The sequence below is a fragment of the Enterobacter sp. WCHEn045836 genome (assembly GCF_003965585.1).
In the GTDB taxonomy this organism is placed as follows: Bacteria; Pseudomonadota; Gammaproteobacteria; order Enterobacterales; family Enterobacteriaceae; genus Enterobacter; species Enterobacter dissolvens.
Map to the genome: position 1 here is coordinate 114,511 of NZ_RXPT01000003.1, position 16,407 is coordinate 130,917.

Sequence of the window (16,407 nt, forward strand, 5' to 3'; positions counted from 1 at the left end):
AAAAAAAGCGGCCGCCTCTTCATGAAGAGGCGGTTATTCAATTACAGACCTTTGATGTTCTCAGCTTCTAACTCGTTGAAGTATTTCAGCGTTTTCACTTTCAGTTCCATCGTGGACGGTTCGTCACAGACGATGACTGATTTTGGATGCAGCTGCAGGCAGCTGATGGTCCACATGTGGTTTACGTTGCCTTCAACGGCGGCCTGGAGCGCCTGCGCCTTCACGCCACCCAGAACCAGAATCATCACTTCTTCGGCATCCAATAGCGTGCCGACGCCTACAGTCAGGGCGTATTTTGGAACCTGGTTCACATCGCCATCAAAGAAGCGGGAGTTTGCCACGCGCGTGTCATGGGTCAGCGTTTTAATACGGGTGCGGGACGCCAGAGAGGACGCCGGTTCGTTAAACGCGATATGACCATCGTTACCCACGCCGCCCATAAACAGGTGGATTTTACCGTAAGAACGGATTTTTTCTTCATACTGACGGCATTCTGCGTCAATATCAGGCGCGTTTCCATTCAGCAGGTTAATATTTTCAGCTGGAATATCAACGTGATCAAAGAAATTGCGGTGCATAAAGCTATGGTAGCTTTCTGGATGGTCCTTCGGTAAGCCGACATATTCGTCCATATTGAAGGTGACAACATGCTTGAAGCTAACCTGGCCTGCTTTGTGCATCTCAACCAGAGCCTTATACGCGGTCAGCGGCGTGCCGCCTGTTGGAAGACCCAGTACGAAAGGACGATCGGCGGTCGGCTTGAACGCGTTAATACGGTTAACGATATGGCGAGCGGCCCATTTACCGACTTGTTCAGCAGTTGCCAGGGGAATCAGTCTCATTGTTCACCTCAAGAGTTAAAGTAGAAGAGTGGGCGGATAGTGATCGGAACCTGATATTTAAGCGTAACCTGGAACCTTTCAGGCCGGATCAATCCGTCTTGATTTTTCGAATGATAAAATAAGTTTTCGATGTTAGCCAGTGAAAGGGAGGGTGGTAAACGATATTTGGTGACAAAAATCACAAAAAGTACGCTTTTAATTTGCGATACGAATTAATTTTTCACACACTCACAATGCCAGTGAATCATCAACTGTATTTATAGTTCGTGACACAATAAAAAACAGAGCTGAGAACATGCCTTAAACGGGGTCTCATAGGGGGAAGAAAGTGAGTATTCTAGGTTATTTACAAAAGGTTGGCCGTGCGCTTATGGTGCCGGTCGCCACGTTGCCAGCGGCAGCGATATTAATGGGTGTCGGTTACTGGATTGACCCGGTCGGCTGGGGTGGAGACAACGCATTAGCGGCGTTCTTCATTAAGTCTGGTTCCGCCATTATCGATAACATGTCCGTGCTGTTTGCCATTGGTGTGGCTTATGGCATGTCCAAAGATAAAGACGGTGCTGCCGCGCTGACGGGTTTCGTGGGCTTCCTGGTGCTGACCACACTCTGTTCTCCGGCTGCGGTTGCCATGATCCAGAAGATCCCGGCGGACCAGGTTCCTGCTGCGTTCGGTAAAATCAGTAACCAGTTCGTGGGTATCCTCGTCGGTATTATCTCTGCGGAACTGTACAACCGCTTCAGCGGTGTTGAACTGCCAAAAGCGCTGTCGTTCTTCAGCGGTCGTCGTCTGGTGCCTATCCTGACTTCTTTCGTGATGATCTTCGTTGCGTTCATCCTGATGTACATCTGGCCGGTGATCTTTGACGGTCTGGTTAACTTTGGTGAACACATTCAGAAACTGGGTTCTGTCGGTGCTGGCGTGTATGCGTTCTTCAACCGTCTGCTGATCCCGGTCGGTCTGCACCACGCGCTGAACTCCGTGTTCTGGTTCGACGTTGCGGGCATTAACGATATTCCTAACTTCCTCGGTGGCGCACAGTCCATTGAAGCGGGTAAAGCGGTTGTGGGTATCACCGGTCGTTACCAGGCGGGCTTCTTCCCGATCATGATGTTCGGTCTGCCGGGTGCTGCGCTGGCTATCTACCACTGCGCACGTCCAGAGAACAAAGCGAAAGTGCTGGGTATCATGATGGCGGGTGCGTTTGCTGCCTTCTTCACCGGTATCACCGAGCCGCTGGAATTCTCCTTCATGTTCGTTGCTCCGGTTCTGTATGTTATTCACGCCGTGCTGACCGGTATCTCCGTGTTCATCGCTGCAAGCATGCAGTGGATTGCTGGTTTCGGCTTCAGTGCCGGTCTGGTGGATATGGTGCTTTCTTCCCGTAACCCGCTGGCGACCCACTGGTGGATGCTGATCCCACAAGGTCTGGTGTTCTTCGTTATCTACTACGTGGTGTTCCGTTTCACCATCACCAAATTCAACCTGATGACCCCGGGTCGCGAACTGGCTGTTGCCGGCAGCGAAGCCGATGGCCAGGACGTGAACGTGAGCGGCGCGCAGGATCAGGACGTGTCTGGTCTGGCCCGTCAGTACATTGCCGCTGTCGGTGGTTCTGACAACCTGACCGGTATTGATGCCTGTATCACTCGTCTGCGTCTGAACGTCAAAGACTCTTCACTGGTAAACGAAGCGCTGGCTAAACGTCTGGGTGCTTCCGGTGTTATTCGCCTGAACAAAACCAGCGTGCAGATTATCGTGGGCTTTGTGGCGGAAAAAATTGCTAACGCCATGAAAACGACTGGCCCTGTCGCTGCTGCGCAAGCGTCAGAGGCGCCTGCCGCCGCAACTGCTGCGGCAAAACCGCAGGCGGTACCCAACGCCACCACCATCGCCGCACTGGTTTCCCCGGTTACGGGTGAAGTGGTCGCGCTTGAGCAGGTTCCTGACGAAGCGTTTGCCAGCAAAGCGGTCGGTGACGGTGTTGCGGTGAAACCAACGGAGAAGACCGTTGTGTCTCCTGCGGCGGGCACCATCGTGAAAATCTTCAACACCAACCACGCGTTCTGCCTCGAAACCGAAAAAGGCGCGGAGATCGTGGTTCATATGGGTATTGATACCGTTGCGCTGAACGGCCAGGGCTTTACTCGCCTGGTGGAAGAGGGGGCAGAAGTGGTTGCAGGCCAGCCAATTCTGGAAATGGATCTGGATTTCCTGAACGCCAATGCCCGCTCGATGATAAGCCCGGTGGTGTGCAGCAACATCGACGACTTCAGCGGCCTGGTGCTGCAGGCGAAAGGTCAGGTTGTTGCAGGGCAAACGCCACTGTATGAGATTAAAGGCAAATAATCGCTCCTGAGTAGAGTCATGCCTTAAGCGGCGGGGGAATTCCTCCGCCGCTTTTTTTTGCAGCAAACGCCCCCATTATTTTCATCTGATACGTATTTTCCGTAACTAAGGGTTGTCACTACGTCCGGCTTATAAGATCATATGCCGTTATACGTTGTTTACGCTTTGAGGAATCCACGATGAGTGAGGCAGAAGCCCGCCCGAGTAACTTTATTCGTCAGATCATCGATGAAGATCTGGCCAGTGGTAAGCACACCACAATTCATACCCGTTTTCCGCCGGAGCCAAACGGCTACCTGCACATTGGGCATGCGAAATCTATCTGCCTGAACTTTGGCATTGCGCAAGACTATCAGGGGCAGTGCAACCTGCGTTTCGATGACACCAACCCAGTAAAAGAAGACATCGAATACGTTGAGTCCATCAAAAACGACGTGCAATGGCTGGGCTTCAACTGGTCTGGCGATATCTGCTACTCCTCTGACTATTTCGATCAGCTGTATGCCTATGCCGTTGAGCTGATCAATAAAGGTCTGGCCTACGTTGACGAGCTCTCTGCGGATGAAATCCGTGAATACCGCGGTACACTGACGGCACCGGGTAAAAACAGCCCGTTCCGCGATCGCAGCGTGGAAGAGAACCTTGCGCTGTTTGAAAAAATGCGTGCTGGTGGCTTCGAGGAAGGCAAAGCGTGTCTGCGCGCCAAAATCGATATGGCGTCTCCGTTTATCGTGATGCGCGATCCGGTGCTGTACCGCATCAAATTCGCTGAACACCACCAGACCGGTAACAAGTGGTGCATCTACCCGATGTACGACTTCACTCACTGCATCAGCGATGCGCTGGAAGGCATCACCCACTCGCTGTGTACGCTGGAGTTCCAGGACAACCGTCGTCTCTATGACTGGGTGCTGGATAACATCACGATTCCGGTGCATCCGCGTCAGTACGAGTTCTCTCGTCTGAATCTGGAATACACCGTGATGTCCAAGCGTAAGCTGAACCTGCTGGTGACTGATAAGCATGTTGAAGGCTGGGACGATCCACGTATGCCGACCATCTCCGGTCTGCGCCGTCGTGGCTACACCGCGGCGTCAATCCGTGAGTTCTGCAAACGTATCGGCGTGACCAAGCAGGACAACACCATCGAAATGGCCTCTCTGGAGTCCTGCATCCGTGAAGATCTGAACGAAAACGCGCCGCGCGCGATGGCGGTTATCGACCCGGTGAAACTGGTTATCGAAAATTACCCGCAGGGTGCGAGCGAAATGGTCTCCATGCCTAACCATCCGAATAAACCGGAGATGGGCAACCGTGAGGTGCCGTTCAGCGGTGAAATCTGGATCGATCGTGCTGACTTCCGCGAAGAAGCGAACAAGCAGTACAAGCGACTGGTGCTGGGTAAAGAGGTGCGTCTGCGTAACGCCTACGTGATCAAAGCTGAGCGCGTGGAGAAAGATGCAGAAGGTAACATCACGACCATCTTCTGCTCTTACGATGCCGAGACCCTGAGCAAAGATCCGGCGGACGGTCGTAAGGTGAAAGGCGTGATCCACTGGGTCAGTGCATCACACGCGCTGCCGGTAGAGATTCGTCTGTACGATCGTCTGTTCAGCGTGCCTAACCCGGGCGCAGCAGAAGACTTCCTGGCGACCATCAACCCGGAATCGCTGGTGATCAAACAGGGTTATGCTGAGCCATCCCTGAAAGCGGCTGAGGCGGGTAAAGCGTTCCAGTTTGAACGTGAAGGTTACTTCTGCCTGGACAGCCGTCACAGCACCGCTGAAAAACCGGTATTTAACCGTACGGTCGGTCTGCGTGATACCTGGACGAAGATCGGCGAATAATAACGCCGCGCTGGTCAATGAGAAACAAACGCCGCGTAATGCGGCGTTTTTTTATAGCGTGATCATGCCTTTAAAGCACTAGCGAAATAGGGTATGTGAAAATAACAGGTCAATGAGGTGCTACTTATTTTTTTTAAAAAAGTTAATCTGCTTTTAAAAAGTCTTAAGTCTGTAAAATCGACACTAAAATAAAATGTTACTCATTGAAAATTCGCTCTTTCCCCCGCCAGCTCTCGCCTTGCGTTAAATGTTACAAAGCACTACCAATTATGTGCACTTCGTCATAATCCTGAGTTTTGCCCGCCGAAAAGCATTGATAATTCGCGTCGCGAAAAATAACCTAAAGACGGTAGTTATTCGAGGGTATTTCCGACTACCCCTGACCATCAGGTCTTTTATATTTTTCGCCGTTTTAGGCGTTTTAATTCGTCAAAGAGGAATAATCTATGCGTACGTTCAGTGGCAAACGTAGTGCGCTGGCGCTGGCTATTGCCGGTGTGACAGCAATGTCAGGCCTGGTGGTGACGCCAGACGCTAAAGCTGCAGGCTTTATCGATGATTCAACCCTCACGGGCGGTATTTATTACTGGCAGCGTGAACGTGACCGTAAGGATGTCACGGAAGATAAATATAAAACGAACCTTTCTCACTCTACCTGGAACGCCAACCTGGATTTCCAGTCTGGTTACGCTGCCGATATGTTCGGTCTGGATATTGCCGCCTTCACGGCAATTGAAATGGCGGAAAATGGTGACAGCGGCCACCCGAACGAAATTGCCTTCTCCTCCAGTAATAAAGCGTATAAAGAAGACTGGTCCGGAGATAAAAGCGGTATCAGCCTGTATAAAGCTGCCGCGAAATTTAAATACGGCCCGGTATGGGCGCGCGGTGGTTATATTCAGCCAACCGGTCAAACCCTGTTAGCACCGCACTGGAGCTTTATGCCAGGTACCTATCAGGGGGCAGAAGCGGGCGCCAATTTTGATTACGGTGACGCGGGTGCGCTGAGCTTCTCGTATATGTGGACCAACGAGTATAAAGCGCCGTGGCATATCGAAATGGACAAGTTCTACCAGAACGATAAAAAGACCAAAGTGGATTATCTCCACTCACTGGGTGCGAAGTACGACTTTAAAAATGATTTAGTGCTTGAAGCGGCATTTGGTCAGGCGGAAGGCTATATCGACCAGTATTTTGCTAAAGCTAGTTACAAATTTGATATTGCTGGTAGCCCGCTGAGTACCAGTTACCAGTTCTACGGTACGCGGGACAAAGTCAGTGATGGCAGCGTGAATGATATTTATGACGGCACGGCGTGGTTGCAGGCGCTAACCTTCGGCTACAAAGTCGGCCAGGTGGATTTGCGTCTTGAAGGAACGTGGGTGAAAGCGGAAGGGCAGCAGGGCTACTTCCTGCAGCGTATGACCCCAACCTATGCATCTTCAAACGGTCGTCTGGATATCTGGTGGGATAACCGTTCCGACTTCAACGCCGATGGCGAAAAAGCGGTCTTCTTCGGCGCAATGTATGATCTGAAAAACTGGAACCTGCCAGGCTGGGCGGTGGGGGCATCTTACGCCTACGCATGGGACGCGAAGCCTGCTGATATGGCAACACCGGACGCATACTACGATCCAAACTATCGCCTCAAAGAGTCCTCTTACAGCCTGGATGCGATCTACACCCTGCAGGATGGTCGCGCCAAAGGAACCATGTTCAAACTGCACTTTACACAATACGACAACCACTCCGATATCCCGAGCTATGCGGGCGGTTACGGCAACATCTTCCAGGATGAACGCGACGTGAAATTCATGGTTATCGCACCGTTCACCATCTTCTGATGACTCGTCCGGCGGGGTAATTCCCGCCGGGCCGGAGACTACATATGAAAAAAATTGTAATCGTCGCGTTGCTGGCATCGGGACTGGTGGCTTGTGCGCAGAATCAGGCCCCGAAAGAGGACTCCCGTCTGAAAGATGCCTACAGCGCCTGTATCAATACGGCGGAGGGTTCGCCGGAGAAGATCGAAGCCTGCCAGAGCGTGCTGAATGTGCTGAAAAAAGAGAAAGCGCATGAGCAGTTCGCAACCCAGGAGAATATTCGCGTGATGGATTACCAGGCCTGTATCCAGGCGCGCAAAACCGGTAACGATCAGGAAGTCGCGAAGCGTTGCGATCGGATCTGGGAAGAGATTCGCAGCAACAACAGTCACTAACTCGTTATTATCATGCCCGGTGGCGCTGCGCTGCCGGGCTTTTTTTTGCCAGACAACAGGCAAAAAAAAGCCAACCTTACGGCTGGCTCAGAGTATGAAAGCGTGCTTATTTCGCGTCGTGCGCGTGATCGTCTTCGCGGCAATCGCCTTCAGCGCAGTGACCATACAGGTACAGGCTGTGGTTTGTCAGGCGGATGCCATGACGGGCAGCGATTTCACGCTGGCGTGATTCAATGGAATCATCGCTGAATTCAATGACCTTGCCGCAATCCAGGCAGATCAGGTGATCGTGGTGATGCTGTTGAGTCAGTTCGAATACAGATTTACCGCCTTCGAAATTATGACGGGTGACAATGCCCGCGTCATCAAACTGGTTCAGCACACGATAAACGGTTGCCAGCCCAATCTCTTCGCCCATGTCGATAAGACGCTTATAAAGGTCTTCCGCACTGACATGGTGATTGTCTGGACCCTGAAGCACTTCAAGGATTTTTAACCGAGGAAGCGTAACTTTCAGGCCAGCCTTCTTTAATGCGGTATTGTTGTCAGTCATGCGGAATCTGTCCTGTTGCTAAACGATTCACTTCTGTAGGAAGTGACAGAAAATGCACCTGGGATAATGCGTCTCATTATAGAACTGCCATGGCTAAATGAAAACTGCAAGTCTCAGGTAAAGTATGCTTATAAAAACGTGGTATCACCAACAAACTTGCTCAATGGGAGCCACGTTTTATCAGGGGGACATTGTACAGGTCTGGGCGAAAAAGTTAAAAGATTGTAGCAATTAATTTAATCGGTTTGACCTGGTTTGCTGGCGCAACCCTCGTTGCGCCGCAATAAAAATCAGGCGTTGAGGATATCGTCCAGGTGCAGCTCTTCACGGATCTGCTTAACCCATTTTTCAACGCGCTCTGCTGTCAGTTCTGGCTGACGGTCTTCGTCAATCGCCAGACCCACGAAGTGATCGTCATCAGCCAGACCTTTAGACGCTTCAAAGTGGTAGCCGGCGGTAGGCCAGTGACCTACGATAACGGCGCCGTTTGGTTCAATGATGTCGCGGATGGTACCCAGCGCATCACAGAAGTACTCGGCATAGTCTTCCTGGTCGCCGCAGCCAAACAGGGCAACCAGCTTGCCGTTGAAATCCACTTCTTCCAGTGTCGGGAAGAAATCATCCCAGTCACACTGGGCTTCACCGTAATACCAGGTAGGGATACCCAGCAGCAGGATGTCATAGCCTTCGAGATCTTCTTTGCTGCTCTTGGCGATGTCGTGCACATCGGCAACGTCTTTACCGAGCTGTTTTTGAATGTTTTTTGCGATATTTTCGGTATTGCCGGTATCACTGCCGAAGAAAATGCCGATAATTGCCATGAGTAAAATAACCTCTTGATACTTAATGGTATGGTGGCGCAATTTGTCCACGGATAAAGGCAATAATAGCAGAACAGGCAACCCTGCGGAAACAGCTATCGCGCAGGACTGCACTCTGTGCTACATGAAAAGGGTAATAAAGGGATTTTTCGGACTTATGCCTTGCTGCGCATGGTCTCGAGTTGGGTGATTAACATCTCTTCAATCAGCTCGCTGCGGCTGATATTACGCGCGTCAGCCAGTTCGTTTAGCGCATCGACGGCGTCGGCGTTGAGCTTCAGTTCGACACGCTTAAGCCCACGATTTTTATCGCGTTTAAGCTGGTTGCGTTTATTAATACGCAGCTGTTCGTCGCGCGAAAGCGGATTCGTTTTCGGTCGTCCCGGTCGACGCTCATTCGCGAACAGATCTAGTGTCGTACGGTCCGTTTGTTCTTTGGCCATGATTCTGAGACTTCGGGGGAAACACGCCGCCCTGCTAATGCCCGGGCGATAAGCGCGCCATCATACATCACCAAAAACGGCACGCCAACGACTGGAAGCCCGCAGCCTTCCAGTCGCTCTCTTTTTAATCAATTTGCCGTGTCAGTGAGATAGCGGCGAATGGCGCGTAAGACGGCGTCTGGTTTTTCCGCGTGAACCCAATGTCCGGCGCCAGCGATGACGTGGGCACGGGCCAGGGGGAATTGCGCCAGCAGGGTATCGCGGTAAGCGTCGGTGACGTACGGCGAATTGCCGCCACGAATAAAGAGGGTAGGGTGCGGCCATGCCGGAACGGTTTTCCAGCCGACGATGTTATCGTACTGCTCCCACAGCACCGGCACGTTGAAACGCCACTGGCCATCAACGAACGATTTCAGCAGGAACTGGATCACACCTTCTTCATCAAGATGCTCACGCATGACAGCGGCTGCCTGTTGACGGCTGGAGACGCCAGCTTCCGTCACCGCGTTGATGGCGGCAAAAATCTCGTCATGACGACGGACGTCGTAATCTACCGGGGCGACATCAATGACCACCAGGCCACTTATTCTCTCCGGTGCCAGCGCCGTCAGGGCCATGACCGCTTTGCCGCCCATTGAGTGCCCGATCAAGGTCACTTTCTCAAGATTGCTGGCATCCAGCGTATCGAGCAGATCCTGCGCCATGGCCGCATAGGTCATCTCCTCTGAACGCCCGGACAGGCCATGATTTCGCATATCGACCTGCAAAATATCGTGATCGGTAACCAGATCGCGTGCCAGCACGCCCAGGTTATCCAGACTGCCGAACAGCCCGTGGACCAGTACGATGGGGGGATTCGTGTTCGGTGATTGTGCAGATTGCGCTCGGCTATTCAATTTCATGGCAAAGTTCTTTTTTTACGGATGTCAGGTTAGGGTATTATGTTGACCATTCTGCCGCCCGGCTGCAAGGTTCCAGTTTAATCTGACTTTTGCCGCCAACCTGGTTTGACGCTATCCGCTGTTGGGATTTGACCTTATAATCCCAACGACTTGTATTCAGATAAGATATCGCACTGGATTAAGATGAAAACAATCGAAGTTGATGACGAACTCTATCAGTTTATTGCCAGCCAAACGCGGCATATCGGGGAGAGCGCGTCCGACATTTTACGGCGCATGCTTAAAATTTCCGCCGCCTCACCGTCTGCTACCCCAGCCACTAAAGATGTCGTGTCTCAGCCGAGTGTTGTTGCACAAGCAAAGCCTGCCGTCGCGCAGGTGAAAGACAAAGTACGTGCGATGCGCGAGCTGCTGCTGTCTGATGAATATGCAGAGCAGAAAAAAGCGGTCAACCGCTTCATGCTGGTGCTGTCTACACTTTATTCACTGGATAACAAGGCGTTTGCTGAAGCGACCGAGTCGCTGCACGGTCGTACTCGCGTCTATTTCGCGGGCGACGAGCAGACGCTGCTGCAAAATGGCAACCAAACCAAACCTAAACATGTCCCTGGCACACCGTACTGGGTCATCACCAATACCAATACGGGCCGCAAGTGCAGCATGGTTGAACACATCATGCAGTCCATGCAGTTCCCGGCGGAATTGATTGAAAAGGTTTGCGGTACAATTTAACCCTTGCATCAGAAGGACCCGGTAATGGCAAATCACAGCCGTGCAGGCCAACCTGCACAACAAAGCGATTTGATTAACGTCGCTCAGCTGACCGCGCAGTATTATGTGCTGAAACCGGTCGTGGGCAACGCAGAACACGCAGTGAAGTTTGGTACATCAGGCCATCGCGGTAGCGCGGCACGCCATAGCTTTAACGAACCGCACATTCTGGCCATTGCTCAGGCCATCGCGGAAGAGCGCGCCAAAAACGGTGTTACCGGTCCGTGCTACGTGGGGAAAGATACTCACGCCCTGTCTGAACCGGCGTTCATTTCCGTGCTGGAAGTTCTGGCGGCGAACGGCGTTGATGTGATTGTTCAGGAAAATAACGGTTTCACCCCAACGCCTGCCGTCTCTAACGCTATCCTTGTGCACAACAAAAAAGGTGGCCCACAGGCTGACGGCATCGTTATCACGCCTTCTCACAACCCCCCGGAAGACGGTGGCATTAAATACAACCCACCTAACGGTGGCCCGGCAGATACCAACGTCACGAAAGTGGTGGAAGACCGCGCCAACGCCCTGTTAGCCGATGGTCTGAAAGGCGTTAAGCGTATCTCTCTGGATGCGGCCATGGCGTCCGGCCACGTGAAAGAGCAGGATCTGGTGCAGCCGTTCGTAGAAGGGCTGGCGGATATCGTCGATATGGCGGCTATCCAGAAAGCCGGCCTGAAGCTGGGTGTGGATCCGCTGGGCGGCTCCGGGATTGAATACTGGAAACGCATTGCAGAACACTACAAGCTGGATCTGACCATCGTTAACGATCACGTCGATCAGACCTTCCGCTTTATGCACCTTGATAAAGACGGCGCGATCCGTATGGACTGCTCCTCTGAGTGCGCGATGGCGGGCCTGCTGGCACTGCGTGACAAATTCGATCTGGCCTTCGCCAACGACCCGGATTATGACCGCCACGGTATCGTTACCCCGGCCGGGCTGATGAACCCAAACCACTACCTGGCTGTGGCAATCAACTACCTGTTCCAGCATCGTCCACAGTGGGGCAAAGAGGTGGCTGTGGGTAAAACGCTGGTCTCCTCTGCGATGATCGACCGCGTGGTTGACGCGCTGGGCCGTAAGCTTGTGGAAGTGCCGGTGGGTTTTAAATGGTTTGTTGACGGTCTGCATGACGGCAGCTTCGGCTTTGGTGGTGAAGAGAGCGCGGGGGCATCCTTCCTGCGTTTCGACGGCACGCCATGGTCAACCGATAAAGATGGCATCATCATGTGTCTGCTGGCGGCGGAAATTACCGCTGTCACCGGTAAGAACCCACAGGAACACTACGACGAGCTGGCGGCGCGCTTTGGTGCACCGAGCTATAACCGTATCCAGGCGAGCGCCACCTCGGCGCAGAAAGCAGCTCTGTCTAAACTCTCTCCGGAGATGGTCAGTGCCAGCACGCTGGCCGGTGATCCGATTACGGCACGTCTGACGGCTGCCCCGGGTAACGGTGCCTCTATCGGTGGTCTGAAAGTGATGACCGAAAATGGCTGGTTTGCCGCGCGTCCATCCGGTACGGAAGATGCGTACAAAATCTATTGTGAAAGCTTCCTCGGCGCTGAGCATCGCCAGCAGATTGAGAAAGAAGCGGTAGAGATTGTCAGCGAAGTGCTGAAGAACGCGTAAGTGGTGTTTGGTGCGGGCTGATGCCCTCACCCCGGCCCTCTCCCACAGGGAGAGGGTGAAAACACTCAAAACGGCAACCCCTGGGTTGCCGTTTTGCTTTTACCTAACTATGTTTATTCTTCAATTCAAACCGTGGTGAGACCAGTCCGTACAGCGTCCAGCCCATAAAGGTCACCATCGCACCATAGAGCATCGCCTCCTGGCCTGACGAGTAGAGCGCATAGAAGCTGTAAATCGCCCCAATCAGCGCCACAATATTGGCCGCGCGTGCTTTACGTGGATCGACTTTCGCCACCTTCTGAATGATCACCAGCGCCGCCATCGACAGAATATATGGAATGATATTCGTCACCACCGCCAGGTTGACCAGCACGTTGAACTGGCTGTTCAGGGATGGGCTAATGGTCATCAGCGATAACCCGCTCTGGAAGATGACAATCGCCAGCATACCCTGCACCGGCGCATCGGCTTTGGTCACGCGGGAGAAGATTTTCGGGAAGTAGCCTTCGTCGGCTGAGGATTTAAAGACCTGCGCAATGGTGAACTGCCAGCCGAGGAGTGAACCGCAGCAGGACATGACCATCAGCCCCATGATCACTTTCCCGACTTCCGGGGTGAACATCTGCGCGAAGGCCAGCCCGAACGGCGCGGTGGAGTTAGCCAAATCCATGTTCGGTACGATACCCGCAATCACGTTGGTCGAAACGATATAGATCACCGCCGCGCCCAGCGTTCCGCCGAGTACTGCAATCGGCACGTTCTTCTCCGGGTTTTCCACCACTTCCGCGTTTGCGCAGGCGGATTCCAGACCGAGGAAGGCCCACAGCGTCATGGCGATGGAGGAGCCTACAGCCGTGAAGAACGGTACGTGGTGAGGGTTCCAGGAGTTCGCGTACAAGGTCGGACTGAACCAGAACCAACCGATAATGCACAGACCCACAACCGGGATAATCACGCCCCAGACGGTGATGCTACTCAGCTGGCCGGTAATGCGCGCCCCGCCAAAGTTGGCCACGGTGCAGATCCACAGCACGCCGATGGTGGCTAAACCAATTTGTACCGGGCTGAGCGTGGCACCAAACAGTTCCGTACCGTAACCCACGGCGGAGATGGCAATCGCCACGTTGGCGATCAGCAGAGACACGCCGTAGGTGTAGTTAGCCATAAAGTTGCCCGATTTGCCGAAGGCGTATTCGGCGTAGCCGCCCATCCCGCCTGACTTGCGGCTGAACATTCCGCATTTGGCAAACGCCCATGCCAGCGCCATGGAGCCGACCGCGGTTACCAGCCAGGAGATAATCGAAATGGTACCCACCTCGGCAAGTTTGGTGGGCAGCATAATAATCCCTGACCCCATCATGTTGACCATGGTGAGGATAGTCAGCTGCACCACGCCCATCTTATTGGACTTACTCATAATTTTTCTCCTTTCAGCAGCGCGGGCTGAGCGGCGGGTTGTTTGATGACGTTACAGCGAACCTGTTTGCGTCCGTCGCACTCCTCGACGTACACGCCCTGCAGTTCCGGCGCGAAGCCCGGTAAAAGGTTGATCCCCTCTTCCAGCGCGGCAAAGTAGCGCAGGACGGAGCCTCCCCAGACTTCACCCGGAACCACGCACAGCACCCCTGGTGGGTAAGGCAGGGCGCCTTCGGCGGCAATGCGGCCTTCCGCATCACGCAGGGAAACCAGTTCAACCTCACCACGCAGATACGCATAGTTTGCGTCCTGCGGATTCATCATCACGCGAGGGAAGTGAGACTTGCGGAACATCTCTTTTTGCAGCTGTTTCACGTTATGGCGGGCGTACAGTTCATGCATCTCCTGGCATATCTGGCGCAGGGTATAACCGGCGTAGCGTTCCGGGTATTGCTTACAGATAGACGGAAGCACCTCTTTTAATGGCGCATCGGTCTGAAGCAGTTTTTCGAAACGCACCAGCTGCGCCACCAGCTGCTGCAGTTTGCCCATGTCTTCTGCAGGGGTCAGCAGGAACAGGATCGAGTTGAGATCGCATTTCTCCGGCACGATGCCGTTTTCACGCAGGAAGTTAGCCAGGATGGTAGCGGGCACGCCGAAGTCATCATACTCACCGGTACGGGCGTTGATGCCCGGCGTGGTCAGCAGCAGTTTGCACGGATCGATAAAGTATTGATGCTCGGCATACCCTTCGAAGGCGTGCCAGTTTTCACCCGGCACAAAGTGGAAGAAGCGCAGGTCGGTGGCAATTTCAGCCGTGTCCCAGCTTTCCCACGGACGGCCATCTACCAGCTCCGGCACGAACGGGCGAATAAACTGGCAGTTCTCCAGGATCAGCTTGCGTGCTTCAATGCCGGTCACCACGCAGTCCATCCACATATTTCGGCCACTCTGCCCCTCGTGCATGCGGGCGTTGATATCCAGCGCGGCAAACAGGGGATAGAACGGGCTGGTGGAGGCGTGCATCATAAAGGCGTTATTCAGGCGCTTGTGCGGGACATAGCGCGGTTGGCCTTTAATATGACGGTCTTTCTTGTGGATTTGTGAGGTCTGCGAAAAACCGGCCTGTTGTTTATGCACTGACTGGGTAACCAGAATCCCGGGATCGTTTTCGTTCAGCTCCAGCAGCAGTGGTGAGCAGTCCGCCATCATCGGAATAAATTGCTCGTAGCCCACCCAGGCAGAATCAAACAGGATGTAGTCGCACAGGTGACCAATTTTATCGACGACCTGGCGGGCGTTATAAATGGTGCCATCGTAGGTGCCCAGTTGGATCACCGCCAGACGGAACGGACGTTCGTCACGCGCGCGACCCGGCGCCACTTCCGATACCAGCTCGCGCAGGTAGCTCTCCTCAAAGCAGTGGGCATCAATGCCGCCAATAAAGCCGTACGGGTTGCGCGCAGTTTCCAGATAGACCGGCGTGGCACCCGCCTGAAGCAGGGCTCCGTGGTGGTTGGATTTATGGTTATTACGATCGAACAGCACCAGGTCGCCGGGGGTGAGCAGGGCGTTTAGCACCACTTTGTTGGATGATGAGGTGCCGTTCAGCACAAAATAGGTTTTATCCGCATTAAACACTTTCGCCGCGTGTTGCTGCGCAAGGCACGGCGCGCCTTCATGAATCAGCAGATCCCCCATGGCCACGTCGGCGTTGCACAGATCGGAGCGGAAAAGCGTTTCGCCGAAGAAATCGACAAACTGATTACCGGCAGGATGACGGCGGAAAAACTGCCCACCCTGGTGCCCCGGACAGTCAAACGCGCTGTTGCCCTGTTTCACGTAGTCGACCAGCGCACGGAAAAACGGGGGGCGCAGCTGAGTTTCGTACTTCTGCGCGGCCGCTTCCAGTTGACGTCCGTAAAAGTCGTTACTGGTCTCTGAACACTCAAACACACCGTGGATGCGCGATAAATATTCAGCCGGAATGAACTCTTCTTTATGTGTCGCAATAAATACGGGAATACCAAACCCGGTTGCTTCTATTTCTTCCAGGGTACCACTGGAAATATCGCTCACGGCCAGAACAATAGCAGCGACGTCAATATAATCAGAGGTGCTGACATCCACCAGTTCACGGTGAGTGGTAAAGCAATCAGGACATGCACGGCTGGTAGCGATTTTTAAACTTTTCATCTTTCTCTCTTTATTTCAGGCAATATTTGTCCCTCGATTTCTCACAAGAAAGAAATCGATAATGTCCGGAAAAAAAAGCAAGGTGTGGCCGCTGATAAAAAATCAGTAAGTTGCTTTTTAATGAATGAGATTCAGTCCGTCCGGCTGCGGATAAGTCTGAATTAAATTGAATGAACGCACGCCTTCACAGGCAACGGCCTGTAACATAAGGTTTTTTCAGGTTAACCTGCAAGCGGGTGCGCCAGAAGTCGAAGGACTACCGGGCATTAAAGAGATGGAAGTCAAAGCAGTTTCGGTGGGCAAACATCATGATATGTGTTGTCCGCCTTATATGGGGCATCAAGCGATTATTGTTTTCCATGTTTCATTTTCCTTTCAGTAATTGAAAGCATGGTCATTTTATCCAGGAAAAAGCGATTAAC

Annotated in this window: 14 protein-coding genes; 6 read left to right on the forward strand and 8 right to left on the reverse strand. The window is 53.0% G+C overall.

Annotated elements, in window-relative coordinates; all coding sequences use genetic code 11:
- Positions 1 to 41 precede the first annotated feature (41 nt).
- Entirely contained in the window at positions 42 to 842 is an 801-nt protein-coding gene (gene nagB, locus EKN38_RS04920; RefSeq protein ID WP_008501061.1) for a glucosamine-6-phosphate deaminase, read from the reverse strand.
- A gap of 328 nt (positions 843 to 1,170) precedes the next feature.
- Here nagB and nagE point away from each other — a divergent pair, with 328 nt between their 5' ends.
- The 4 genes from nagE to chiQ all read left to right on the forward strand — a co-directional run bounded on the left by nagE (position 1,171) and on the right by chiQ (position 7,257).
- A complete protein-coding gene (nagE, locus tag EKN38_RS04925) occupies positions 1,171 to 3,192 on the forward strand; it encodes an N-acetylglucosamine-specific PTS transporter subunit IIBC (RefSeq protein WP_014831092.1) in 2,022 nt (673 codons plus the stop codon).
- A 179-nt stretch (positions 3,193 to 3,371) separates the two neighbouring features.
- Positions 3,372 to 5,039 (forward strand): glutamine--tRNA ligase, encoded by a 1,668-nt coding sequence (glnS, locus tag EKN38_RS04930; RefSeq protein ID WP_014831093.1) that lies wholly within the window; start codon positions 3,372 to 3,374, stop codon positions 5,037 to 5,039.
- A 446-nt stretch (positions 5,040 to 5,485) separates the two neighbouring features.
- Positions 5,486 to 6,883 (forward strand): chitoporin ChiP, encoded by a 1,398-nt coding sequence (gene chiP, locus EKN38_RS04935; protein ID WP_014831094.1) that lies wholly within the window; start codon positions 5,486 to 5,488, stop codon positions 6,881 to 6,883.
- Positions 6,884 to 6,927: 44 nt separating this feature from the next.
- On the forward strand, positions 6,928 to 7,257 hold the full coding sequence (chiQ, locus tag EKN38_RS04940) for a ChiQ/YbfN family lipoprotein (RefSeq protein ID WP_014831095.1): 330 nt from the start codon (positions 6,928 to 6,930) through the stop codon (positions 7,255 to 7,257).
- 106 nt (positions 7,258 to 7,363) lie between these two features.
- Here chiQ and fur read toward each other — a convergent pair whose 3' ends face one another.
- From fur to ybfF, 4 genes are all read right to left on the reverse strand, one after another.
- Positions 7,364 to 7,810 carry a ferric iron uptake transcriptional regulator gene (gene fur / locus EKN38_RS04945; RefSeq protein ID WP_010428651.1) on the reverse strand — a complete coding sequence of 149 codons (447 nt, stop codon included), beginning with the start codon at positions 7,808 to 7,810 and terminating at the stop codon, positions 7,364 to 7,366.
- Between the two features lie 290 nt (positions 7,811 to 8,100).
- Positions 8,101 to 8,631 carry a flavodoxin FldA gene (fldA, locus tag EKN38_RS04950; protein ID WP_008501067.1) on the reverse strand — a complete coding sequence of 177 codons (531 nt, stop codon included), beginning with the start codon at positions 8,629 to 8,631 and terminating at the stop codon, positions 8,101 to 8,103.
- Positions 8,632 to 8,786: 155 nt separating this feature from the next.
- On the reverse strand, positions 8,787 to 9,074 hold the full coding sequence (gene ybfE / locus EKN38_RS04955) for a LexA regulated protein (RefSeq protein WP_014831096.1): 288 nt from the start codon (positions 9,072 to 9,074) through the stop codon (positions 8,787 to 8,789).
- A 128-nt stretch (positions 9,075 to 9,202) separates the two neighbouring features.
- A complete protein-coding gene (gene ybfF / locus EKN38_RS04960) occupies positions 9,203 to 9,976 on the reverse strand; it encodes an esterase (RefSeq protein ID WP_014831097.1) in 774 nt (257 codons plus the stop codon).
- 183 nt (positions 9,977 to 10,159) lie between these two features.
- Here ybfF and seqA point away from each other — a divergent pair, with 183 nt between their 5' ends.
- Entirely contained in the window at positions 10,160 to 10,708 is a 549-nt protein-coding gene (seqA, locus tag EKN38_RS04965; RefSeq protein WP_014831098.1) for a replication initiation negative regulator SeqA, read from the forward strand.
- 24 nt (positions 10,709 to 10,732) lie between these two features.
- Entirely contained in the window at positions 10,733 to 12,373 is a 1,641-nt protein-coding gene (gene pgm, locus EKN38_RS04970) for a phosphoglucomutase (alpha-D-glucose-1,6-bisphosphate-dependent) (protein ID WP_013097560.1), read from the forward strand.
- A 103-nt stretch (positions 12,374 to 12,476) separates the two neighbouring features.
- On the opposite strand, the gene potE is transcribed toward pgm, so the two are convergent.
- From potE to speFL, 3 genes are all read right to left on the reverse strand, one after another.
- On the reverse strand, positions 12,477 to 13,790 hold the full coding sequence (gene potE, locus EKN38_RS04975) for a putrescine-ornithine antiporter (RefSeq protein ID WP_014831099.1): 1,314 nt from the start codon (positions 13,788 to 13,790) through the stop codon (positions 12,477 to 12,479).
- A complete protein-coding gene (speF, locus tag EKN38_RS04980) occupies positions 13,787 to 15,985 on the reverse strand; it encodes an ornithine decarboxylase SpeF (RefSeq protein WP_014831100.1) in 2,199 nt (732 codons plus the stop codon). The genes potE and speF overlap by 4 nt, the downstream gene beginning before the upstream one ends.
- A gap of 256 nt (positions 15,986 to 16,241) precedes the next feature.
- Complete coding sequence (gene speFL / locus EKN38_RS04985) at positions 16,242 to 16,346, reverse strand: leader peptide SpeFL (protein WP_003858645.1); 105 nt, start codon at positions 16,344 to 16,346, stop codon at positions 16,242 to 16,244.
- Positions 16,347 to 16,407: the final 61 nt, after the last annotated feature.